This is a genomic window from Oceanobacillus sojae (assembly GCF_900162665.1).
Lineage (GTDB): Bacteria > Bacillota > Bacilli > Bacillales > Amphibacillaceae > Oceanobacillus > Oceanobacillus sojae_A.
In genome coordinates, this window is record NZ_LT727812.1 from 752,347 (window position 1) to 775,171 (window position 22,825).

Annotated in this window: 24 protein-coding genes and 1 pseudogene; 6 read left to right on the forward strand and 19 right to left on the reverse strand. The window is 36.0% G+C overall.

All coding sequences use genetic code 11. The features are described from left to right. Window positions 1–262: 262 nt before the first annotated feature. A complete protein-coding gene (locus BN1068_RS14430) occupies window positions 263–466 on the forward strand; it encodes a hypothetical protein (protein WP_439822981.1) in 204 nt (67 codons plus the stop codon). Between the two features lie 206 nt (window positions 467–672). Here the strand turns inward: BN1068_RS14430 and map are convergent, their stop codons facing one another. After that, window positions 673–1,413: a type I methionyl aminopeptidase gene (map, locus tag BN1068_RS14435; RefSeq protein WP_077603552.1), complete on the reverse strand. Its 741-nt coding sequence runs from the start codon at window positions 1,411–1,413 to the stop codon at window positions 673–675. A 199-nt stretch (window positions 1,414–1,612) separates the two neighbouring features. Here map and BN1068_RS14440 point away from each other — a divergent pair, with 199 nt between their 5' ends. Further along, window positions 1,613–2,068: a hypothetical protein gene (locus tag BN1068_RS14440; RefSeq protein WP_077603553.1), complete on the forward strand. Its 456-nt coding sequence runs from the start codon at window positions 1,613–1,615 to the stop codon at window positions 2,066–2,068. A 193-nt stretch (window positions 2,069–2,261) separates the two neighbouring features. Here the strand turns inward: BN1068_RS14440 and BN1068_RS14445 are convergent, their stop codons facing one another. From BN1068_RS14445 to BN1068_RS14470, 6 genes are all read right to left on the reverse strand, one after another. Beyond that, window positions 2,262–3,086: a hypothetical protein gene (locus tag BN1068_RS14445; RefSeq protein ID WP_077603554.1), complete on the reverse strand. Its 825-nt coding sequence runs from the start codon at window positions 3,084–3,086 to the stop codon at window positions 2,262–2,264. A 61-nt stretch (window positions 3,087–3,147) separates the two neighbouring features. Continuing rightward, window positions 3,148–3,750 (reverse strand): TetR/AcrR family transcriptional regulator, encoded by a 603-nt coding sequence (locus tag BN1068_RS14450; protein ID WP_254846777.1) that lies wholly within the window; start codon window positions 3,748–3,750, stop codon window positions 3,148–3,150. Window positions 3,751–3,872: 122 nt separating this feature from the next. After that, a complete protein-coding gene (locus tag BN1068_RS14455) occupies window positions 3,873–4,595 on the reverse strand; it encodes a hypothetical protein (protein ID WP_077603556.1) in 723 nt (240 codons plus the stop codon). Next, entirely contained in the window at window positions 4,592–5,299 is a 708-nt protein-coding gene (locus BN1068_RS14460; RefSeq protein ID WP_077603557.1) for a fluoroquinolone export ABC transporter permease subunit, read from the reverse strand. The genes BN1068_RS14455 and BN1068_RS14460 overlap by 4 nt, the downstream gene beginning before the upstream one ends. Then, window positions 5,296–6,150: an ABC transporter ATP-binding protein gene (locus BN1068_RS14465; RefSeq protein ID WP_077603558.1), complete on the reverse strand. Its 855-nt coding sequence runs from the start codon at window positions 6,148–6,150 to the stop codon at window positions 5,296–5,298. Before BN1068_RS14465 ends, BN1068_RS14460 begins: the two co-directional genes overlap by 4 nt. 266 nt (window positions 6,151–6,416) lie before the next feature. Further along, the gene (locus BN1068_RS14470) at window positions 6,417–6,893 is read right to left on the reverse strand and encodes a DUF2975 domain-containing protein (protein WP_077603559.1); all 477 of its coding nucleotides are present in this window, start codon (window positions 6,891–6,893) and stop codon (window positions 6,417–6,419) included. 395 nt (window positions 6,894–7,288) lie between these two features. Here BN1068_RS14470 and BN1068_RS14475 point away from each other — a divergent pair, with 395 nt between their 5' ends. The 4 genes from BN1068_RS14475 to BN1068_RS14490 all read left to right on the forward strand — a co-directional run bounded on the left by BN1068_RS14475 (window position 7,289) and on the right by BN1068_RS14490 (window position 10,742). Next, window positions 7,289–8,002 carry a response regulator transcription factor gene (locus tag BN1068_RS14475; RefSeq protein ID WP_077603560.1) on the forward strand — a complete coding sequence of 238 codons (714 nt, stop codon included), beginning with the start codon at window positions 7,289–7,291 and terminating at the stop codon, window positions 8,000–8,002. After that, window positions 7,992–9,035 carry a sensor histidine kinase gene (locus BN1068_RS14480; protein ID WP_077603561.1) on the forward strand — a complete coding sequence of 348 codons (1,044 nt, stop codon included), beginning with the start codon at window positions 7,992–7,994 and terminating at the stop codon, window positions 9,033–9,035. The genes BN1068_RS14475 and BN1068_RS14480 overlap by 11 nt, the downstream gene beginning before the upstream one ends. A 74-nt stretch (window positions 9,036–9,109) precedes the next feature. After that, complete coding sequence (locus BN1068_RS14485; protein WP_077604080.1) at window positions 9,110–10,030, forward strand: ABC transporter ATP-binding protein; 921 nt, start codon at window positions 9,110–9,112, stop codon at window positions 10,028–10,030. Then, entirely contained in the window at window positions 10,023–10,742 is a 720-nt protein-coding gene (locus BN1068_RS14490) for an ABC transporter permease (RefSeq protein WP_077603562.1), read from the forward strand. Before BN1068_RS14485 ends, BN1068_RS14490 begins: the two co-directional genes overlap by 8 nt. 137 nt (window positions 10,743–10,879) lie before the next feature. On the opposite strand, the gene BN1068_RS14495 is transcribed toward BN1068_RS14490, so the two are convergent. The 12 genes and pseudogenes from BN1068_RS14495 to BN1068_RS14555 form a co-directional block, all read right to left on the reverse strand. Next, window positions 10,880–11,887: a ketoacyl-ACP synthase III gene (locus BN1068_RS14495; protein ID WP_077603563.1), complete on the reverse strand. Its 1,008-nt coding sequence runs from the start codon at window positions 11,885–11,887 to the stop codon at window positions 10,880–10,882. Window positions 11,888–12,652: 765 nt separating this feature from the next. After that, window positions 12,653–14,098 carry an MDR family MFS transporter gene (locus BN1068_RS14500; protein WP_077603564.1) on the reverse strand — a complete coding sequence of 482 codons (1,446 nt, stop codon included), beginning with the start codon at window positions 14,096–14,098 and terminating at the stop codon, window positions 12,653–12,655. 604 nt (window positions 14,099–14,702) lie between these two features. Beyond that, window positions 14,703–15,086, reverse strand: a pseudogene (locus BN1068_RS14510) (ATP-binding protein); the annotation flags it as partial. A 119-nt stretch (window positions 15,087–15,205) separates the two neighbouring features. Further along, the gene (locus BN1068_RS14515; protein WP_077603567.1) at window positions 15,206–15,976 is read right to left on the reverse strand and encodes a class I SAM-dependent methyltransferase; all 771 of its coding nucleotides are present in this window, start codon (window positions 15,974–15,976) and stop codon (window positions 15,206–15,208) included. A gap of 189 nt (window positions 15,977–16,165) precedes the next feature. Further along, a complete protein-coding gene (locus BN1068_RS14520; protein WP_077603568.1) occupies window positions 16,166–17,182 on the reverse strand; it encodes a C45 family autoproteolytic acyltransferase/hydrolase in 1,017 nt (338 codons plus the stop codon). Further along, window positions 17,179–17,943 carry a MerR family transcriptional regulator gene (locus BN1068_RS14525; RefSeq protein WP_077603569.1) on the reverse strand — a complete coding sequence of 255 codons (765 nt, stop codon included), beginning with the start codon at window positions 17,941–17,943 and terminating at the stop codon, window positions 17,179–17,181. The genes BN1068_RS14520 and BN1068_RS14525 overlap by 4 nt, the downstream gene beginning before the upstream one ends. A gap of 141 nt (window positions 17,944–18,084) precedes the next feature. Further along, window positions 18,085–18,600, reverse strand: coding sequence for a ClbS/DfsB family four-helix bundle protein (locus BN1068_RS14530; protein ID WP_077603570.1), 516 nt, complete (start codon window positions 18,598–18,600; stop codon window positions 18,085–18,087). Between the two features lie 98 nt (window positions 18,601–18,698). Continuing rightward, window positions 18,699–19,646, reverse strand: coding sequence for a phosphotransferase enzyme family protein (locus tag BN1068_RS14535; protein ID WP_077603571.1), 948 nt, complete (start codon window positions 19,644–19,646; stop codon window positions 18,699–18,701). Window positions 19,647–19,686: 40 nt separating this feature from the next. Then, window positions 19,687–20,175, reverse strand: a complete 489-nt coding sequence (locus BN1068_RS14540; RefSeq protein WP_077603572.1) for an NUDIX hydrolase — start codon at window positions 20,173–20,175, stop codon at window positions 19,687–19,689. A 154-nt stretch (window positions 20,176–20,329) separates the two neighbouring features. Beyond that, a complete protein-coding gene (locus BN1068_RS14545; RefSeq protein ID WP_077603573.1) occupies window positions 20,330–20,809 on the reverse strand; it encodes an NUDIX domain-containing protein in 480 nt (159 codons plus the stop codon). Between the two features lie 120 nt (window positions 20,810–20,929). Then, the gene (locus tag BN1068_RS14550; RefSeq protein ID WP_254846778.1) at window positions 20,930–21,142 is read right to left on the reverse strand and encodes a DUF3923 family protein; all 213 of its coding nucleotides are present in this window, start codon (window positions 21,140–21,142) and stop codon (window positions 20,930–20,932) included. An 8-nt stretch (window positions 21,143–21,150) separates the two neighbouring features. After that, window positions 21,151–22,626 carry an ATP-binding cassette domain-containing protein gene (locus BN1068_RS14555; protein ID WP_077603575.1) on the reverse strand — a complete coding sequence of 492 codons (1,476 nt, stop codon included), beginning with the start codon at window positions 22,624–22,626 and terminating at the stop codon, window positions 21,151–21,153. Between the last annotated feature and the right edge of the window lie 199 nt (window positions 22,627–22,825).

The following is a 22,825-nucleotide window of genomic DNA, read 5'->3' on the forward strand; positions in this document are numbered from 1 at the left end:
CTGTACTTAAATTATATAGTAAATGTAAAAAAGCTCACAGTATAACGTAATTGTTTAAAAGCATTTCCAACATTGTACAATACATACACCAGCACGCTTCTTATTATTTATAATTCTCATATAAAGCTATTTTCCTTATTCTTTATTCCATTAATTTGGAGCTTTTGATTTTTTTTTAAAATTTGATACAATGGCGTTGCCAAGCCGGAATTGCGACACTTCAGCCGCCGAATGATTTTTGCGGAAAAGAGAGGAGAATTTGTTGGTTAACTTATTGGAAAACATATACCAATTATCTGGATTAGCCTTATTGATTTGTGCCATTTATTATTATTTCCATTTAAAAAAAATCAAAAAGGAAAGAAAATTAACGCCTGTTGAACTGACGGTTTACATCGTAACTCAAATAGCAGGTATTCTATGGGCAGTAAGTAATTTGCTTCTTTTTTTAGATAGAAATTATTAAAGGACGGTTATGGCTTCATTATGCCATACCGTCCTTTTATTGAATAAACTACTTATTATATTCGTCCAAAAAACATTATAAGTTTTGTTCACTTTCAAACCCGCTAATTTTATTTTGAAGATATCTTAGTCCTTGTTCTTTATTGTATATGCGTCCATTTGTATGATCTTCCTGGCTCTTTTGTACTTGTCGAATAAGTTCCTTTCTTACAATGTAGTAATAATCGGCCCTTCCTTCGTCAGAATAATCGTATGCTCATATTGAGCCACAAAGCTTTCATCTGTAAAAAAGGTCCAGCCATCATCAGATTGTAAAACTTCCTCTTCCAATGTAGAAATAAACGGTTCAAAAGCAATAACCATTCCATCTTTTAAAATTTCATCATCCCAGCGGGAATAATAATTAAAAATATGGTCCGGTGCTTCATGAATGGAACGTCCAACACCGTGACCGGTAAGATTTTTGATAACCGTTAAATCATGCTGTTTTGCGACATTGTGTACCGCTTTTCCAAGCGCACTTTTTTTCGAGCCTGGTTTTGCTTTCTGAAGTCCGGCGTCAAATGCTTCCTTCACTACATCACATATTTTCTGTAATATTTCATCTCCCTTGCCGACTACAATAGAAATTCCGGTATCCGCAAAATAACCATTTTTCGAGCCTGAAACATCAATATTAACAAGGTCTCCTTCTTCAATAACCCGTTTCCCCGGAATTCCGTGTGCTACTTCTTCATTTACACTGATACATGTATATCCCGGAAAATCATATTCCCCTTTCGGTGCAGATTGAGCACCTGCTTTTTCAAACATTTCTCCTGCAATTTCATCCAGTTCTTTCGTAGTAATTCCCGGTTTGGCACGCTGGACTAATTCATTTCTGATTTCCCCGCAAATTTTCCCAATTTCTTTTAATCCGGTAAAATCCTCTTCTGTTTTTGCAATCATTATATATCCTCACTTTTCATTTATTTTATTATCCGTATACCTTATAGATTTTATCACAAAGTGCATGTTTATTTCTTTAGCAAAAAATCCATAAAAAAATAGTTTGTAAATTTTTTTAAATAAGATAAGCTCACAAAACAAATCCCTTTGAATATTTGATCAGGTTCCATGCAAACTAATAGAAATAGGGGTGAACCATATGAACTTTATAAAGGTATTTATCTTCTTCACTTTTTTATCATTTCTATTATTTCCTATCAGTGGGATAGCATCAGCACTTGAAAAATTGCCATCATCGGAGAAAACGGATCAATGGGAAATATTGATTGATAAGCCTAAGAATGAAGATGTTGAACCGAAACCTGATGTCTACAATATCTACAGTATGGATGTTCAGTATATTGGTAATGAAAATATCAAATTGGAAAGAGTGGAAGCTTACAGAGATGATCCAAATTCTTCGTATGATTTTGAATTGTTTACTGTTGCTGATATGGATGATGTAAAAATTGATAAGAATAGTAAACAGCCAATCTTTAGTCATCAAAATTTTCCATTCTCAGTTCAGGCTAAGAAATTGAAGGTTATTATTACCTGGGCAAATGAAGGAGATTCTGCCCGTAAGTACAGAGAAGAATTTATCTTTAAACAGTAAATAGCAATTCAGGGGAACTCGCACTTTTTTTGAGGTTTTCTTAAGTGTCTGATTCATTGTGAAAGTAAGAGCTGCAGACATTCTTACTTTCACAATTTTTTTTGGTAACTGTCAATAAAATAGTCATTTCTTTCTGATTGTTTATAATCTATCCCGAAAAAAGATTCAACATCCTGTCTGCAGTTTGGTACTGCTATTCAATAACCAGTCTCCCTGCATATTTTGCACTGCCTTGATCCGTGAGAAGTTCTAGTCCAATGATATATTCACCTTCATCTTCCGGTAGTTTGAAGGTTTGATTATTCACTGGTAACTCCGTCTTTTCATCGTTCTGACTTACATAAACTTTTAACTCTTTGATTTCATAATCTTCATGCTCAAATAACACGTTCAATTGTTGTCCGGATGCATATTGCAGCGTTTTTTGTTCACTTATAAATGAGGACATATCATCTGTCTCTTTTGTGTACGCACCATCCGATAACTGCCAGTCTGCTTTCATTAATTCCAATTCTTTTTCATCAGCATCATTCTCAAGCGAAACGGCTGGAGGATAAGGATTAGTGTCTCTTTCTTCTACAATAAGATTTCCGACATATTCAACACTGCCTTGGTCTGTGAGGAGGTCTGCGATAATGACATATTCTCCCTCATCTTCTGGCAAATGAAATGTTTGTTCATCTACCGGCAATTCTGTCTCTTTGCCGTTCTGACTTACATAAACACTTAACTCTTTGATTTCAAAATCTTGATGCTCAAATAATACATCTATCTGTTGTTCAGAATAAAACTGCATCGGTTTCTGTTCTTCCGCAAACGAGTAAATATTGTCCGTCGTTTTGGTATACTCTTCATCAGAATTCCAATCGATATTTGCCGCTTCCAATTCTTCTTCCATTAAATCAGGATAACTAAGAAGCGAGGCAACCGGAGGAGAATAATCATAATCCTCGCCTATACATCCTGCCAGTAAAAAAATAAAGAATAAACTCGCAGATACTTTTATAATCCATTTCATATAAAACATCTACCTTTTTTAATTTTATTATTATGTTAATCATACTAAAATTTATTTTTTACTAATCATTAATTAAGTCCTCTGAAATAAGTTTAACAAATTGATCCATGGTCGGTTTATAATTTGTTTCGCCGATCACTTCTTTTTGCAAAGATAAAATAACTAAAGAACGAATCATACTGACGATAATAGCTGGTTCTAGTTGTTTCATAATTCCTTCTGCTTGCCATTTTTCAATATATGGAACTAAAAAAGCGATATCCCCCTGATGATTACTTTCTAGTTTTTTCTGAGGCAGTTTGCGTAATAACTGCTCCATCGTTGATTTATCATACAGTTGTTTGATAATTGGACTTTCATCCAGGAATTGTAAAGCTTGTTGTAAAAAATTACAGAAGGTTTCCTTTGTCACCTTTCCTTTCAACAATACATTATGAAGCAGTTCTTCTCTGATATAACGTTCTTCCTGTTCCAAAATTTCAAAATAAAGCTCTTCTTTCGATTCATAAAAAAGGTAAAAGCTTCCTTGTGCAATATGGACCTGCTTCGTTAAATCGCTGATACTTGTTTTCTTTAAGCCCAGGTCTCCAAATAACTGCCTTCCATGTTCTAACAATCTGCTGCGAATATATTCTTTTTCCTGCTCGTTAAATTTACCTGCCAATATTCCCCGCTCCTTTATACACATCATGCTTCTCTTTTTCTTTAATATAAACGAACAAACATAGGAAAGAAACAATTATATCTTACATTATTCATTCTACAAGAAACGACTCATATATTTTATCAGGTGGATTTACGGTTGAATTTTTTTAACAAAACATATAAATACATCCCCTGTACACCAAAGCCGATCCATACGTAAAAATTACTAAACAATGCTATTTCATTACTCTTTATAAATGCTTCTGACATCCAAAATGTTGGAAAAACCCCTAACAAAAAAAGCCAATTTGATTTAACAAAGTATGTTAGAGCAGGGATAACTACAATGATTCCTACTGCTTTCCCAATAGCTAATCCTTCGACTTTATTATTTGCAAAGCCTGCCAGAAACAATGCTATGATCGGTGTAAGCAGCGCCGCCTGTAATACTGCCGGTAATAGATCCATAGTGAAATCAACAAGCCCTGTATACATCATAATAAAAATCGTTAAACTGGTACTGCTTAACATAGGAACTATTAACCGGTACAGTAAATAACCTGACTTAGACACCGGTGTAACAGCAATATAAGACAAAATATGATCGTCCATTTCTTCTAAAATCATTAAACCCGCCATTACTCCAAGCATAAATGGTGGTAATAAGATGACAAAACTCATGATAAAAGGAAAATGCTGCTCTATAGAAAATGCGTACATTGCATGGAGGTCTTCTGAAAAGTAAGAAATAGCGTATTTGACGAATAATGCCAAAGCGACAGGTGCTAGTATAGCTCCAAACAGCATAGCATCACGTGTGATATTTTTAAAATCTCCAACAAGGAAGGCAATAAATGCTCTCATTTTTTATCACTTCCAATATGCAGGATGATTGATTTATAAAAGGAATGTTTCGCAAAAATATAAGCAATTCCAATCCAAATAACAAGCATGCCCACAGCGTATACTATCTCCCACGCCGATATATTTAACATTCCGCCTTTTATAAGGATAAGTGTGGAATAGGAAGGGATGAAATAAAAGATCCATGTATGAAAAATGTTAAGATAATCCAGTAAAGGCAGAAAAAAAATGATGGAATAGAGAGAAGAAATCATAAAGTATGTATTAAGTGTTTTCGCACGAACAGCCAACATAAATCCGAAAAGTGTAAAAAAGACAGCGCTTAAAAATCCGCCCAATAAAATAGGCCACACATTTATTTTAAATCCAGTCGTAAAAAAGATAATGCTAAGACAGACTGCTACTGTCAGCAGCGTCAGCGAACTCACCTTGCTGATAATATACTCTTCTATACGAAAGGGAGTTACGAATAGGCTATCAAACGTATTTTGTGACTTTTCTAAGAGGATGATTCCTCCTATAAAATAGAATCCAAGGACAACCGGGTCTGTAAATATTACTAAAATGCTTGCTGTATCAGACACTGATTCCGGCATCATATGAAGAAAAAAGATATAAAAAATAGTGAGCATGAGATAAGCATGGACGATGCGATACCGGTAGAGAGAAAGTATATCAAACTTCAGAGCAGATAAAAGCCTCATGTAATTGCCCTCCCTGTCACCTTTATAAATATATCCTGCAGCCTGGCCTCTTGTGTGTGCATCCTTTCTATATCTTTGAACTTGATTATATTCATAAATTCTTTATTATTTCCCAGTCCTTCCATTGTAAAAACAGATGTCTTCGTTTGATTTTTTTCCCTGTATTCCACCTGCAGTTTCTTCTGGCCATATCGTAATTTCAAATCACGCGGAGAATCAATCACATTCATTTGACCATCCACCACGAAAGCAACCCGATCACAAATATCCTCAGCAACATTCATATTATGCGTCGTTAAAAAAATCGTTTTGCCTTCTGCTTTTTTTGTTAATATGATACCTTTTACCTTCTCCATATTGACTGGATCCAGTCCTGATGTCGGTTCGTCGAGAAAGATAAGCTCTGGTTTATTCAAAAGAGAACGCACGAAGTTCAATCTCATTTTCATTCCTTTTGAATAATTGGAGACCCTTGTCTGGGCATCCTGTTCCAGCCCGACCATTTCCAGCAGCTGCTTCGGGTCCTCTTTTGCTCCAGAGTAGAAAGAACTGAAAAAATTTAAATTCTCTATTGCCGTAAATTTATTGTACAAATTAGGCAATTCAAAAGACACGCCGATGTTCTCATAGTAATCCTTACCAGCATCACGAATCTCTTTCCCCATAACTCTTACACTTCCTGAATATCCCTTAAGTATCCCGATTAATATCTTTTGTGCCGTACTTTTTCCTGCACCAGAGGGGCCTAGAAAACCAAATACTTCCCCTTCTTCTATTTTAAAACTCATTCCTTTAATGGTTTCATTCTTATTTGCCGGGTAAGTAAAATGTAACTGGTTTACATGGATCATGCGCTTTCCCCCTTCCTTTCTCCAATGAGCAGCATATTGGTTATAAATATCGTTCCATCGATTCTATGAATACATTTATTTTATATTCATATAATACAATATAAATTCCGCTTTGTAAACCCGGCTATTTACCATTCATCTTAGTGGCTTTCATCACTTGTCTGTAAAGTATTTAAAGTAATAAGAATAACAATGGTTACAGGTACTACATCCTAAATTTCTTTATTTACTTCATATATGGATTATCATTGCCATTGTTATTCAGCTCAGACCGTTAAATCATTTTCTGATTTCATATCTAAAGCATTTCTTAATAATCTCTGTAGAACCTCGGCAAAAACTGCAATAACAGCAGAAGCAAGGATAATTGTCAGCCCGATAAGTGCAATCCCCGGGTGCATGGCATTTAATAACAGAAGTGAGACAGCTCCGATTATATATAAGGCACTGATAACAATTGCATCGTATTTTATATTTTGTAAAGCCTTTACGGACAATTCAGAGAAAGCATTGTTATTATCAATGCAGCTTAAAAGTCTTAAAGCCTGATAAAGAGCGATAAAAAACGGGATTGCAGTTACATACAAACCGATTAAAACCGGATATTGTAAATAAGCATATTCCGGAAACATTTTTACCGAATAATTTGCCAGCCAAGGTAATAAAAAAATACATAAAGCTAGTACTGTAGCCCCTATAAGCAAAACAGTAATCTTCAAAAAAACTGTTGTTCCTCTTTTCATGAAAAGCACCCCACTTATTTATTGATAATTTTATATCAATACATAATTTATCGTTTTGCAATAAAATATTATTATTTATCATTAAATTATTGTTGTTATAAATGTACCTCTTTCATTCCAGACAGAAATTAAAACATCCGTTATTATATTGGAATGCTCCATTTGGTGACGCTGTTCGAAAGAAAGCATATGCGAGATAACCTTACTTAAATAACGCATGTTCATAAACTTGTAGATCTTTTACAAGAGAAATATAATGAATACGTCAAACATTATAATAAAGAATGTACATAAAACCTGGAATTTAACGTCAACGAATAACAGTAAAAATACATTTATAAATGGCAAACCAGCAGAAATATCTAGCATATAACCATAAAAAAGCAGGTGGAAACATGGAGAACATTCAAATTCTGATAGCGGATGATGAGAAAGAAATAAGAGATTTACTAAAAAAATATTTAGATAGAGAACAATATCAAATTGATTTAGCTGTCAATGGTGAAGATGCTCTACAATTATTCGATAAAAAACAATATCATCTTGTTATTTTAGATTTGATGATGCCCAAATTGGATGGGATAGAGGTATGCAGGCGGCTCAGAGCAAAAACAAACGTCCCTATTATGATGCTTACTGCGAAGGATCAGGAAGTGGACAAGCTTTTAGGCTTAGGACTTGGAGCAGATGATTATATTACAAAGCCTTTCAGTATCCATGAAGTTGTCGCCAGAGTCAAGGCTCTATTGCGAAGGTCTTTTATACGGGAGAATGATGACAGCTTTCTTGAGAAAACATCCATCATCTTTAAAGACCTGACGATTAATCTAAAAAACTATACACTAACCATTGCCGGCAAAGAAATTCTGCTGACAGCAAAGGAATTTGAACTTCTTAAATTTTTTGCATCCCATCCCGAACAGGTTTTCACGAAAACACAATTATTCCGTAATGTCTGGGGAAGTGATTTTATTGAAGATGATAATACCGTAATGGTACATATCCGAAAGCTCAGAAAGAAAATAGAAGCAGATCCCTCTAATCCTAGATTCATTCAAACGGTATGGGGAATAGGCTATAAATTTGTTGGTGAACCAGATGAAAATTGACAGGGTTATCCTTCTGATTTCACTTCAGATTATCGTTTTGACGGGTCTATTTATAACAGATATCCAGAATCAGTATGCCGGCATATTAAAGTGGATTTTATATACTGCCTTATTTTTTATATCCATCACTTTGTTCATCTTGAGATTTCGTTATCTCACGCAGCTAAAGCGGATGAACATAGAGATAAGGCGTGCTGTTGATGACGAAAACGTAAAAACCAGGATATTGACTAATCAGGACAGAGAGCTGAATGAATTTATTTTTTCTATCAATGAATTAGTGGAACAATTAGAAAAAATAAAGGTTCAGTCAATAAAATCAGAAAAAGCAAGAAAAGGCATCCTCTCTGGAATTTCTCATGATATCCGTACACCTCTTACGTCTATTATCGGATATGTAGACGCTCTAAAGGACGATGTCGCTGCTTCGGAAGCAGAAAAGAAAGCCTATATTGACATTATATCCAGAAAAGCAAATGGTCTAAAGCATTTATTAGATGAACTCTTCCAGATGGCAAAAATTGATGCGGATGAAATCACATTCAAGGAAGAAGAATTGGACTTTGCTGAAATTACAAGGGAATGCTTCATTGAGTTCCTTCCTGATTTAAAAACAGAGAGTATTGAATTAAAAACCGTTATTCCGGAAGAAAAGTGTATCATCTATGCAGATCGTCTGAGCCTTAAACGAATCATAGGTAATTTAATCAAAAATGCCTTACACTATGGCAGAGAAGGAAAAATATTGGGGGCAGAGCTTACAGAAACCGCTCACGAATATCAATTGCTGATATGGGATCGGGGGCCGGGAATTGCTGAAGACGATGTGATGCATGTATTTGAGAGAATGTACCGTGGAGAACAGTCGAGAAATCAACTATACGGCGGTAGCGGGCTTGGTCTGTCTATCGCAAAAGCCCTGGTAGAAAAACATCACGGCAAGATTTGGGTGGAAAGTATTCCATGGGAAAGAACTGTCTTTGGCTTTTCTATTCCCAAACAACCCCTCCAGCTTGAATTAAGAAACAATTAAGAAACGGTTAAGCCCGAATTAAAATCTGCTCGTTATAATCTAATTATAGACTCAATTGAAAGCAGGTGTTTCAAATAAGTGAAATCATTAAAACTACAAATCTGACGAAAGTTTATGGACAGCAGAAATCGGTGGATCACCTTAATATTACTGTAAATCAGGGAGAAATTTATGGCTTTCTCGGCCGAAATGGCGCCGGGAAAACTACTACAATTCGAATGCTATTAGGGCTGATCAAACCTACTTCCGGTCAAATTGAATTATTTGGTGAAAATCTGTTTAAGAATCACAAAGGAATTTTAAGAAGAATTGGTTCAATGGTGGAAGTTCCGGGGTTTTATGAAAATCTTACGGCAAGGGAAAACCTTTTAATCAATGCTAAAATCATTGGTGTGCATAAGAAAAATGCAATAGAAGAAGCCTTAGAGATTGTTGATTTACATCATGAAACGAAAAAACTTGTCGGCAAATATTCTTTAGGGATGAAGCAGAGATTAGGCATTGCCAGAGCGCTGCTTCATTATCCGGAGCTGTTAATATTAGACGAGCCGACGAATGGTTTAGATCCCATTGGCATCAAGGAAATGCGAAACCTTATCCAATCACTGGCTAAAGAAAGAAATATAACCATTTTTGTATCGAGCCACATATTATCAGAAATCGAACAGCTGGCAGATCATATGGGAATTATCCATGAAGGAAAGCTCCTGGAAGAGATCGCTTTTGAAAGCCTCAGAAAACGGAACCGCAAATATTTAGAGTTTCAAGTTTCTAATGATAATAAAGCAGCAATGCTCCTGGAAAGCCACTTCGGTATTTCAGATTATGAAGTCCATGATGAAGGAAATATTCGTGTCTATTCTCATTTAGGAAGTCAGGGTAAGCTTAACAAGGTTTTCGTTGAAAATGATATTGACGTGTTAAAAATAAAAGTAAGTGAGGACAACCTGGAAGATTACTTTGCAAAATTAGTCGGGGGTGGAGCAATTGGCTGATTTATTATTTACGGAATTTTTAAAACTCAAACGCTCCAGCATGTTTTTAATCAGTCTGCTTGGGTCGGCTGTCGCTCCTTTTGTAGTAGTAATCGCTACCTTTATCCACGAGCCGGCCACTCCTTTTCAAGACCTGTTTTACAACGTTAATCTCTATACAGTACTTATCATAGGAGTTCCCTTATATGGTGTAGTGACAACATACCTTTTCAATCGTGAATACACGGAAAATACATTGAAAAATTTATTAACGATTCCTGTGTCACGGGTGAGCTTTATTATCAGTAAAACGCTTCTGCTGTTTTTGTGGATTATGATGCTCTCGATCATAGCCTGGGGACTGACGTTATTCCTAGGGATGTTAACACAGTTTGATGGGTTAAGCAGCTCTTTATTGCTGGATTCATTGAAACAATTTAGTACAGGAGGAATATTATTATTTGTCCTCTCTACTCCCATTATCCTGGTGACATTAGTGACGAAAAATTATGTACCAACTATTATTTTTACAGTGGTAATCACACTGATCAATGTTATGGCTGGAAATTCGGAACATCGGGGCCTATTCCCATGGGCAGCAGCAGGAGATATTTCTAATCAAACGCTGCCTCCGACTTATCCGGTAGAATATTCGTATATTATTATTGCAACTACAGCACTGATAGGATTTATCAGTATGTTTGTTTATTTTAAAAAGACGGATATTCATTGATATTAATAATTAATAGCAGCTTCTATTCTAATGAATCATAAAATTAGTAAGCTTTCCTAATGTATTAAAGAAAAAAGGAAGAGATTTCGCACATAAATCAGATATGAAATCTCTTCCCTATTCCAATACATATTTAATTATAATGGTGTTGGATTATTAATCTGCTCATCAAAATCTATCTTTAACAACTGGCCAGCATGCACTAAACCAGAACCAAATCCGTACATAAGCACCTTATCTCCATTGTTTACTTTTCCTTCCCGGATTCCAAGGTCAAGCGCCAGAGGGATAGTTGCTGCTGAAGTGTTTCCAAATTTCACGAGACTATAAAGTGTTTTTTCGATTGGATGTCCTATTTTTTCACAAATTGGTTCGATCAATCTCAGGTTTGCACTATGCGGAATAAACCAATCCACTTCATCCAGGCTGGTTTCTGCTTTCTCTAAAAGCTGTCTGATACTCTTTGGCACATTCCTTACTACCCACTTAAAAACTTCTCTTCCATTTTGGACAAGATATTGAGTATCAAACAGCTCTACTCCATTAACTGCTTTGGATAAGCTTGTTCGATAGACATGCTGTGCCCCGCTGCCATCACTCCCTAAATGAAAGCCGGCAAAATTATCGGATTCCTCATCCTTTTCCACCAGTACTGCTCCGGCTGCATCACCAAATAAAATGCAGGTGCTTCTGTCTGTATAATCTGTAATTTTTGACAGGGCATCCACGCCAATTACAAGCACTTTTTTATGAAGGCCGGAACGGATCAAACTATGTGCCGTATGCAATCCATAAACAAAGCCTGCACATGCTGCACTTAAATCAATTGCTCCTGCCTGTGTAATATTCAATCGGTTCTGTATGATGCTGGCAACAGACGGAAAAGGAAAATCCGGTGTGCTTGTTGCCACAATAATCATATCCACATCTTCTACTGTCTTATTGTATCTGTGTATTAAATCTTGCACCGCAGAAACACATAAATCACTTGTAAATTCGTCGGCACGCGCTATTCGGCGTTCATGAATTCCCGTTCTCTGAACAATCCACTCATTTGTTGTATCAACCATTTCTTCCAAATCAAAATTGGTTAATTTTTTCTCAGGTACATAGCTTCCAATTGCAGTCACTCTTGTTCCTAACATCGAACCCCTCCAATATAATTAGAAGTTAGTATTATTACTTGGTACTAATTATAGCATAAAAAATATTTGGCTGCTTGTGATAATATATAATTCCCCTTCTTTTTTATATGAGTGGTTCTAAAATTTTCAAGGAGCTAGAAATGATAGAATGGAGTTGCAGATTCTAATGAATTGTATAGACTTCTCCATTCAAGTTTGAGGAGGATGCTGGAGAGTATTACTCATCGCATCCTGTCTAAACATGAAAAAGTTCAGATATGGAAAGAAATTTGATATAAATTTAAATTGTGCATCGTCACACAATTGTCTTCAACTGCATGTTATCTAATATGGTGAAATATTGTATAATCAACACAAAAAGGAAAGCGCTATCATTTCTGTTCATTTTATCTCATAACAAATGAATAGCTGGATATATCTCCTCTACTATATATGCTATGGGGATGAAATGTTTTTCGGGAGGTTTTATATGGGCTTGGGAATGAAGGGATTTGATGTGAAAGCCTGTTTTCTTCCTTAGCTAACTTATCAAATAAAATATTGTAAATATTCCCTTAAACAAAATAATATGATCAGTTTATCATTAATTCACAATCTATTCAATAAAATGTAAATATATTCCTCGGAAAATCATTACAATTTTCTAAAAAAGGGATTAGATATACTCACTTATGTTCAAGTTCAAGTCCAATTCCAAAATCTATCCATTATAAAACAGCGCCAAGGATACCCTTGGCGCCATTCCAAATTTCAACTCATTGTATTTTATCTTGCTCCATGAGCTGTCTGCTCTTCTCTTTCATCACGCTGCACATGACTCTGTTCTTCTTCAGGTGCATTGCCATTCTTGATAAAAAAGCTAATTACCACCCCGACCAGTGAGAGTACTGTAATGACCATAAAAGCAACATTGATACCATGAATCATCGGATAGGCTATTTCGGGATTCAGCTCCGCGGATGCTTCCGTCGTTGTCATTACTGTAATGACAATAGCTGTACCAATTGATGCCGAGACCTGACGCATGGTGTTCGTCATGGCCGTACCATGTGAAATCAACTCTCTAGAGAGTTGATTTAAACCTGCCGTTGTTACAGGCATCATAACCATGGAAAGACCGAACATCCGGACCGCATATAAAATCATAACCATTACCATCGATGTGGAAGGACCAAGGTTGGAAAGTGCAAAAGTGGAAACTGTAATAATAGCAAGCCCGGTAACTGCAAGCCATCTTGCACCGAAACGGTCAAATATACGCCCCGTAATCGGAGACATTATTCCATTCACAAGCGCACCGGGAAGAAGAGCAATTCCTGCTTCTGTCGCTGTAAAACCACGTGCATTTTGCATATATAGCGGAATTAGTGTCTCTGCACCAATCAACCCCATAAATGCGATCATAGGAATAATCGTTGACAAGGTGAAAATTGGATTTTTAAATACCCTGAATTCCAGCATAGGTGTTTCGATACGAAGCTGTCTGATAATGAAACTCAACAAAGATACGGCACCAACAAGCAATGTTGCAATCGTGATGATACTGTCCCAGCCATTGTTGCCCACACTTGTAAATCCATATAACAATCCTCCAAAACCGAAGGAAGACAGGATAATCGATAACATATCCATTTTCGGATTAGTTAATTCTGTAACATTTTTCATTACCTTAGCGGCAAGCAAAATAACGATAATCGCGATAGGCAATATTATAAGGAATACAGCACGCCAGGAATAATTGGTGATAATCCATCCAGACAAAGCAGGTCCAATCGCCGGAGCGAAAGATATTACGAGGCCCACCAGCCCCATCGCCATCCCGCGGTTTTTAACAGGAAAAATTAATAAAAATACAGTCTGCATCAGCGGCATAATTACGCCTGCTCCACTGGATTGAATAATTCTTCCCAAAATCAACATACCAAAGTTAGGAGCAGCAGCAGAAAAAGCTGTTCCAACTGCAAATACTGTCATCGCAGTAATAAACAGCTGTCTTGTTGTAAATCGCGCCATTAAAAATGCTGTGATAGGGATCATTACTCCATTCACAAGCATAAAAACAGTGGTCAGCCATTGCCCTGTATTGGCGCTCACATTCATTTCTTCCATAATTGGCGGAATGGCAGTAATCATCGTTGTCTGATTTAAAATGGAAATGAATCCGCCAATAAGAAGAACTATTATGATAGGTTTTTTATTAAATGATTGCACGTTTCAGTGATTACCTCCTTCTATATAATAGATTGCAATAGTGGATATATTACAGGAATCATTACGTTTTGTCGATGATTGTGCTTTTTATCCTATTTTTCACTATAAACAATTGTCCATATAAAAGAACTTCACAGGTTTAGTTACCGTTAGTGAGGTTCTTTTATATTTTTCTTTTGTATATTCATTTAACAAGTCAACATCTCACTCTAAAATCATCATTAGATGCATAAGTAGACCCCGAAGCTGAGGAAAGCTGTTCCTGTAATAATTACTGTACTCTTGATTATTGATACCGGCAGCTTTCGTAACAAGGTTGTGATAAATTCCATTTCAAAAAAGATATTTGCAAAAAATCTGCTCTTAGCTTTAAAATCATGTTCATTCATTCTGAAAATACCGTTAACGAGAACAATAATACCCCAGATACAGAAAAGTCCTCCTATTATATAGCCCAACTTGCACACCCGCCCTTCCTGCATATGTTTAAGATAAAATAAGAGTCTCCTCTTAGATGCCCTTTTTTCACAAATCCATAACATTTGATTTTCTATCTTTATTCAGCAGTTTACAGCGTTATCCTCTTATTTTATATATAGTCGATTTAAATTTTCCAAAACTGAATTCGCTTTAAACTGACTGTAAAAGTAGTGTTTTTAAATGGTACACTATCTAGAGAAATTGTCCCTTCCATCTGCTCAACAAACTTTTTCGTAATCGTCAACCCCAATCCGCTCCCCTGGTATTGACTATTTCTTGAGTCCTCCAGTGTATACATACGTTCAAAGACACGATTTCTATGTAATTCACTTATACCTTTTCCTTTATCAGACACTTCTACATACACTCTATTATTCGTAGCGTGGATTCTAAACCTTAGCATTTTTCCATCCGCACCATACTGAATCGCATTTGAAATTAAATTATGCAGAACACTTTCCAGTGCTTCTTCATTTCCCCATACATAAAGCTCTTTCTCAGGTATATCGCTGTTAATCAGCTGATCAAAAATTAATGGTTTAGCACTCCAAAATCAAAAAACGCATTAGCCAAATTACTAATACGCTTTTTGTTTTGCTGTTATTATTCAATTAAAATAAACCATTCTTATTTTAATTGGCAATGAACGATCATGGAAGTACTATCTTTCATAAAAGTATCTTTTTTCCAGGACCCATATAAGCTTATTAATTCAAAACCATGTGAGTCTAAGTCTACTAGTCGATACAGCTCCATGGGATAAACATAACGCAGTGAAATGGAATCACTTGCCGTATGAATTAATTGTTGGTTTTCAATAATTTCAGTATGCGTTGTACAGTCCAAAATTTGCGTTTGATGATTATACGCTTCACAGTGTTTTTCGATTACAGTCTGGTTTTCAATATTTACATGAGACTCCTCAAATTCACTGACAACTGCTAATTCATCTATATTGGGATTTCTTGTATCAAATATAAATTGTCCATTCGGTAATAAATGCTTTTTCACCGATTGGAATAATGCATCTTGACTTTTATTGGTTAAAAAATGTTGAAATGAATTACCTGTCATAAAAATCAGTGGTGATTTATAATCTAAATCCAACTCTGTGCAATCTTGCTGTTCAAAAATAATATTTACCTGCTCATCATCTGCTTTTTGTTTTGCCCGGCTCAGCATACCGCCATGTAAATCTACACCGACCATATGTAGTCCTCTTTTAGCCATAGGTATTGTCAGTCTGCCTGTACCGCAAGCAAGATCAATGATTGGTTTATCAATTCCGCTTACAGACTCCATTAAATACAGTAAATCATCTTGGTATTTACTATACATTTCATCGTATTTCTCAGGATTTTCATATTTCTCAAAATTATTTTCAAATATCTCCTTCAAAATTTTGCTCCTCCTTCAGTTTAGAAGCAAAATATATGTGACTTGTTATTTTGCTTCACCCCTACATAATTGATGGAAGTTATTTATATTTTTCATTCGTATCACACCTTTCAAAGTAATATACTTATTATATCAGATATTGAAAATTCAGGATGTATCATTATTGATTTTCAGCGCCTGCAAAAATGCCTAATTTATTATTTTCCCTTCAAGCATGGCAGGCAGATTTTCCTTTCCTCTGAGCCACTCAGCAAAGAACAATTCATAAGGAGCACAATCTCCACCAACACCAATCATCACACTTAAACCTTCGGGACAATAAACAACTGTGTGTAATGTACCAAAATATTCTTTATAGTGTTTGAAAAACAATGGGGAGTGTTCACTGTTAAAAATATGATAAACAGAGCCTGGCGTCAGCTTTTCTTTTTCCAGTGCTGATAAATATTTTTTTCGGTCCAGTGATCCATTAATGACTGCTCTATTTTTCCTGTTTAACTGCTCTGATTCAAAGTGATTCGTACAGATAAGCTGAGTATTTTTACGAACAATCTGTTTTTCAGGTGATGCTTCCACAATGGCATTATTCCCTTTTTTGTCCATTATCGAAAAGTTAATACAATATTGATGAGACATTTGTTTAATAAGTAATACCGCTTCATCTGTATCAACGCATTGTTCCAGCACCAGGCGGCAAACTATTGTAGCCAAAAACCCTTTTTGGCTGATCTTTTCATTTACTAAATGCAACCCAATCACAAGCCCCTTCTCATTCATGCCATCCAGTCTGCCTGTAATCTGCTGGCTGAACCCGATGCTTGCATATCCGTTATCCGGCCTGATTAGAACAAGTCTGGCGTCATATAATTCATCATTGAAATCATAATTTCTTACATAGAAGGAATCATTGGCCAGTGTGGTGCAGCCCATGGAAGGCATCTGCGTATTATAGCCTCCAAACAGCTTTATTGCAGTATTTATATTGATTTTCATTCCTGCAGCCAGACCTTCTATTTCTTTCAAAAAGGTTGGGGAAACTTTCTCTATCTGCTTCCTTGCTTCTACCGTATCCTCATCTGTCTGTAATTCTTTCTGTTGTCTCCATTTTGGATTTAATTTTAGTGCAGCGCCCTGTTTCACTCCTATATCATAAGCAGAACCTTTTAACTCAACGACTTCTACCTGCAGATCTTTTCTTTGGCTCATGGCTTCCCTCCTATATGCGTAACAGGTATAATAATATCCGCTTCATCCATCTGATCACCGCGGTACCATTCAAGAATAGAACCGGCAGGAGCCCAGTTATTTGTCATGCAATATTGAATTAATTTGCGGTAAGCAGCTTCAATCTTGGAAAAATCCTCTTTAAAAGCAATGCCGATACAGAAGCTCCCTCTCATTTTTTCTGAAAAAGATTCTGGAACAGACGCAGTATTTATATTAGCTGGTACACCAAAGCCAATTTCTGCTTTAACCTGTTTGCTGTTTCCGGACAAATACCGTAAGTACGTATTCTTAACTGGAATATGATGCTGCTTCATCTGTTTACGTCTTAACTCAAATTCCCCGCTAAACTGTCCTGGAGAAGCTTCCGCCTCAAACCAGATAACCTTCTCTGCAGGTTTTTCAAACATATAAATCTCTTCTTCTCCATAATCACTTTCTAAATAGCGGAGACTGATTTCCAGCTGTCTCTGATTTTCTTTTATTGTCTGAATCCATTTCCGCTTCATCTGCTTCTGTCTTTTTTCATCCGCTTTTAAGTAGAGCTGGATGTCACGAATAGGAACCTTCGCTGTCCGCAAGCTTGCAATCATCTTGGCAAGAGGGACCTGATCCTCTGCATACATGCGATAGTTACTATCCCCCTGCCGCACTGATGTCAGCAGATGCTTTTCTTCATAAAAGCGAAGTGTGCTTTTGGGAATTCCAGTTTTCATTGAAAATGCCTGTATTGTCATCAACATGCTTTCCTCCTGTCGCCCTCTCTATCTATCAGCATAAACGTTAAAGTAACTTGAATGTCAATAATAATTTTTCATATTAAAACACATTTAAATTTTAAATGTGTTTTAATAGTTTATTTTTAATTTATATAATCAATCTATTTATACTCCCCGAACCTTTTTCCACTTTCTAATTTTTGTCCGAAATGTTTTAAATGGTGCAACTGTATTAATATGAATCCATTTCCAAATCGGCCAGCTGGAAGGTGTCGTCGTGGCCCATTGTCTGCCTCCCTGCCCGAATAATTCTTTATCCTTATAGCTTTCTACTAAATGGATAATACGGTCAACATCATGATTAAACTTCTCCATCAGCATCTCGAGCGAATCGTCAGCATACTGATTATAAAAGCTTTGGTAGAGACCTCCAAGATTATTCCATTTATAGTCAGGAGTTGGTGTAATAACATCCTTTCCATTCTGATTATCCTGCTCCCAGGATAAGATTAGATTCATCCAGCCCAGCTGATAGGCAATCATTTGTGCGGGTGTTCGGTCGACTTCGCTTACGGAGATATCTTTATCTGAATTATTAATTGGTTCAAATTCACTGATAAACAGATCTGCTCTTTTTATAATTTCATCAATTAGAGCTTGTTTATTCTCGTATGCCTGCATTATAAAATCGTCCTTTCTTATAGATATTGCTGAAGAATACTTTTCCCTCCAGGATGCATAGCTATTGTACGTTTATATAATCCTGAATCAGTCTGCAGCTATAGAACAGGTATAAAAGGCACATCATTTTCAATTCGAAACCGCATTTTTTCCAAATGACTTTTTACTTTTGTACTTATTTCATTGCCCTTAAAGGAATTATTGAAAAATAAAAAGGAGTATAAGAGTCTGTATTCCAGAAATTTAGGGATCAGTTTTAATTGATCCTCAGATAAAGCAGTTTCTTCTGCATAACCTTCAAAAAATAGATTGGTAAAATTTTGATAGATTTGCAGCTGCTCTAATTTAGTATGATTTCTGTTATTTTCCATAAAATGAAAGCTTGGAATCGCAGCATCATACACATACCAGCTTCTGCGGACATCACCAAAATCTAAAACATACATATCTTTATTTGCAATCATAATATTCTCATTATGGAGATCATGGTGGACGATTCCATAATTATTTTCATTCTTTGAGAGCGCAGAAAACGCGTCCATATATCCCTTCCACTTCTCTTCAATTATTTTACCGTGACCCTTAGCAAAATCTTCATTTTTAATATCGTGATTCCATTCTAAATAATTTTGCTTCATTGCATGACTGCTTAATTTGGTTATTTCATGCATTTTACCAAGCAGCTTACCCCAGGCTTTTATTAAATGATCTTCTTTCAAACTTGGAGACAAAACCTCTCCGTCAATGTATGAATATGCCATTAAATAGAATTTTTTCTCTTTCCCTTCGACTAATTCTATAGGCGTTCCATTTTTTGAAGGGATAAGACTGGATGTTTTTATTCCATGCGGAAGCATTAAATTTATTATTTCCTGTTCATTGAGTAAATTAATTTTTCTATATGTTTCCGCGTCCAATATTTTTATAACCATCTTCTGATTACGGCTGAGAAATACATTATTATGAAAGCCACCCAGCAATTCAAGAGGCTCTATATTTTCTGTATATAATGATTTTAATTGTTCCAGAATAATTGGATTCATCATGAGCTTCTACTTCCTTTCACAAATAAAGTTTATTATTTCTTTAATCTGTTAACTGCCTCTTTTGATTAAGAAAAAATTGAACACCAGCCTTATCAACAAAGCTTAATTTATCTTCCTTAAGTAAAATAGCTAATTTGTTTCTTGTAATCCATTTAATATTGTCTGTATGATCTCCTTTTTCAAGAAGTTTACCAGCAGCTTTACATTTAAAATATATCCCAAAAGAATCTACTGGTCCCTCTATTGTTTGATAGACTGCAAAAGGAGCCATGCATTCGACTTTAAATCCTTCATTTGTAACCGTTTCCACTCTGTCAGTTGGATCTACTACCTTCTCCAGCTCAAGCCCTGTTTCCTCTTTTATCTCTCTTGCCAAACAATCCAACAAAGTTTCGAACTCTTCAAGTCTTCCTCCTGGCAGTTCTATCGGGGTTCGCTGTTCATCTGATCTGATACGACGTTGGACTAATACCTCTTCCCCTTGCTCTGTTTCTCTTATAATGAAAGCTCTAACATTTGTATAAATCATTATTCCTCTCCACCTTCTAACTGTTATCACAACTATCTTGATTGTCGAATCTGAATCTTACCTGAAATGTTTTATCTATTAATAAACTATTTTAATTGGGATCAGCTAAGCAGATATGTATAAATGCTCCCTTTGTTACTTACATATAGTTGTTTTATTTATTCGTATCATTCCAGACTAAATCCTTATCCAGCCTATAAAAACAAGTAAATCTAAATTTCAGCCATTCTGATAATGGAGCGGACACACCTGTATTTTTTATGTAATTTTCAATCTCTGTAAGAGGAACCCATTTTATATCTGTAATTTCTCCATCTGGATCATTTATTTTAAGTTGTTCCTGATGCTTAACGGATACATTACAAACAGTGACTAAGCTCTGAGCAGCATGTTCAGGTATACAGCTTTCGTGGATATAGGCTATTTCAAAATTTGTTACGCTTAATCCTGTTTCCTCATACACTTCTCTGGACAATGCTTCTTTAATCGTTTCTCCCGCTTCAATTTGCCCGCCGGGAAGGCTCCAGATATAGTTCGCATATTCATCTTTATTCTGTACTAAAAGAATATTTTCATTTTCTAAAATGATGGAAGAAACGATTCGATATAATTTAAAATCATTTAAACGGACCATATTTTTCCCTCCAATAGCTGCTATTTTATGATAAATGCAGGCCGGATTCCTTATTGTAACCCAGCCTGCACTTCCTTAGATAGATTTTATAGAAATAATATTCCGCATAAAACGCAATATCTAAACTGCTTTTCGTTTTCTGACAAAATAGAGGAATAACAGCTGCCCCACCAGAACAACGACAAAAAAACCTCCCAAAATAATATATGCCAGCATTTTTAATTCAGGAGTCTGCGCTACTCCTGCTCCATCTACATTTCGAACTCCAATAACAACCGAAGCCCCAGTGAAAAATATTACCCAAAACACACTTGTTACCCACCATATTTTCATCATCTACATCACCTGTTCCTTTTCTTAATCAGCTCCAGCGTTTTCGTTGCAACAGAATCTACAAAATGCTCATTATGATCTACGCCGATCATTGTAGGCTTATATTTATTTATCGCTGCAATTAATTGATCAATCACCATCATATCTAAATAGTTTGTCACTTCATCCCATACAAATAAAGAATGATTCCCCAGCAGGGCATTTGCTAAAAACACTTTTTTCTGCTCTCCCGAACTCCAATGGTCACTTGAACGATCAGCAAAACTGGATCGTTTGGAGCCTAGCTGCCGCAGCAAATGCAGATAAGCTTGTTTTTCCTCTGCTGTTAGCTGCTGAAGAATAGAAGCATGATCCTCTTCCAGCTGATTTTGCTGCTGTAAGAGAGAGATTTTTTCCGGCAGTCTAATTTGATAATCCCCAGTAACCTCAAACTGACCATTTCCAAAGATAAAATTCAGCAGGGTTGTTTTTCCTGCCCCATTTTTTCCGGTAATAAATAAACGTTCAGAGGGATAAACATCTATATTGACCGGTTCAAACAAGCACCTGCCATTTTGTAAAATAGAAAAATCCCGAAGTAAGAGTACTTGTTTATGAGGCTGATCAACCCGCATTTTTAAAGTTTCTACGGTCTCTACATTATGAATCAGAGCCTGTTTTTCCACTATCTTTTCTTCAGTTCTTTTTTTGATTGCTTTGGAACGCTTCATCTGTTTCGCCGCTAGCCTTCGCTCGGCGGCATCCTTGGAGCTGTTTTCTCTCATCTGTCCCCATGAACCGACTCTTTTTGAAACAGTTTCCAGTCTATTAATCTCATGATGAAGTTTTTGATTTTTTTCTTCAGCAAGCTCATCCGCATTCTTTTTCTCATAGGCCCATGTATCGATATCACCTTTTACAACATCAATGCTTTCTTTATTGATTGCCATCGTGTGGTCAACAAACTGATTGAGAAAATGCTGATCATGACTGACAACGATAAAACCCTTCTTCCGATTCAAATAATCTCCTACAACCTTTCTGCCATGAACATCTAAATTATTTGTCGGTTCATCTATTAGCGGGAATGCGCTCTCATTCAGAAATAACTCTATTAATAAAATTTTTGTCTGTTCACCGCCGCTTAAGGCATAGAAATCCCTGTCCAGCACTTCTGATGGTAAATCCATATAGGATAATTCCATTTCCAGCTCCCAGCGTTCAATTATCGGATTTTCCTTAAGCAATACCTCTTCCGCACTCATCTGATTATCCGGCGCAGGAAATATCGGGAAGTACTTAAATGTAAGGGAAGATTGAACATTCCCCTCATAATCCAGGTCACCTAAAAGGATTTTAAAGAAAGTAGTTTTGCCGCGGCCGTTTCTGCCGAGCAGCCCCAGCTTCCATTTTTCATCAATATTTACTGTGATGTTTTCAAATAAAGGATGAATCATAGATGGATATTTAAATGTTAAATTACTAATAAGTATATTACCGGCCATATACGTGACCCCCTTTCCTTATTTTTATTAACTATCTACTTTGAAGAAAATACTTCTTTTCTATTATTTCCACGCATTAATATTCGATTGAATAGAATTAATAAAAACGGCTATAGGAATGAAATAAAGAAGCGTAAAATTCGTGATAACCCGGATACCAGTATATTCACCACCGCTGGCGAGAAGAAAATGATATGTA

Excerpts from the sequence above, each read along its gene's own strand:
- map (WP_077603552.1), bottom strand. The coding sequence starts at position 1,413 with ATGATTGCAAAAACAGAAGAGGATTTTACCGGATTAAAAGAAATTGGG.
- BN1068_RS14440 (WP_077603553.1), top strand. The coding sequence starts at position 1,613 with ATGAACTTTATAAAGGTATTTATCTTCTTCACTTTTTTATCATTTCTA.
- BN1068_RS14445 (WP_077603554.1), bottom strand. The coding sequence starts at position 3,086 with ATGAAATGGATTATAAAAGTATCTGCGAGTTTATTCTTTATTTTTTTA.
- BN1068_RS14455 (WP_077603556.1), bottom strand. The coding sequence starts at position 4,595 with ATGAGAGCATTTATTGCCTTCCTTGTTGGAGATTTTAAAAATATCACA.
- BN1068_RS14460 (WP_077603557.1), bottom strand. The coding sequence starts at position 5,299 with ATGAGGCTTTTATCTGCTCTGAAGTTTGATATACTTTCTCTCTACCGG.
- BN1068_RS14465 (WP_077603558.1), bottom strand. The coding sequence starts at position 6,150 with ATGATCCATGTAAACCAGTTACATTTTACTTACCCGGCAAATAAGAAT.
- BN1068_RS14470 (WP_077603559.1), bottom strand. The coding sequence starts at position 6,893 with ATGAAAAGAGGAACAACAGTTTTTTTGAAGATTACTGTTTTGCTTATA.
- BN1068_RS14475 (WP_077603560.1), top strand. The coding sequence starts at position 7,289 with ATGGAGAACATTCAAATTCTGATAGCGGATGATGAGAAAGAAATAAGA.
- BN1068_RS14480 (WP_077603561.1), top strand. The coding sequence starts at position 7,992 with ATGAAAATTGACAGGGTTATCCTTCTGATTTCACTTCAGATTATCGTT.
- BN1068_RS14495 (WP_077603563.1), bottom strand. The coding sequence starts at position 11,887 with ATGTTAGGAACAAGAGTGACTGCAATTGGAAGCTATGTACCTGAGAAA.
- BN1068_RS14520 (WP_077603568.1), bottom strand. The coding sequence starts at position 17,182 with ATGAGCCAAAGAAAAGATCTGCAGGTAGAAGTCGTTGAGTTAAAAGGT.
- BN1068_RS14525 (WP_077603569.1), bottom strand. The coding sequence starts at position 17,943 with ATGTTGATGACAATACAGGCATTTTCAATGAAAACTGGAATTCCCAAA.
- BN1068_RS14530 (WP_077603570.1), bottom strand. The coding sequence starts at position 18,600 with ATGCAGGCATACGAGAATAAACAAGCTCTAATTGATGAAATTATAAAA.
- BN1068_RS14535 (WP_077603571.1), bottom strand. The coding sequence starts at position 19,646 with ATGATGAATCCAATTATTCTGGAACAATTAAAATCATTATATACAGAA.
- BN1068_RS14540 (WP_077603572.1), bottom strand. The coding sequence starts at position 20,175 with ATGATTTATACAAATGTTAGAGCTTTCATTATAAGAGAAACAGAGCAA.
- BN1068_RS14545 (WP_077603573.1), bottom strand. The coding sequence starts at position 20,809 with ATGGTCCGTTTAAATGATTTTAAATTATATCGAATCGTTTCTTCCATC.
- BN1068_RS14550 (WP_254846778.1), bottom strand. The coding sequence starts at position 21,142 with ATGAAAATATGGTGGGTAACAAGTGTGTTTTGGGTAATATTTTTCACT.
- BN1068_RS14555 (WP_077603575.1), bottom strand. The coding sequence starts at position 22,626 with ATGGCCGGTAATATACTTATTAGTAATTTAACATTTAAATATCCATCT.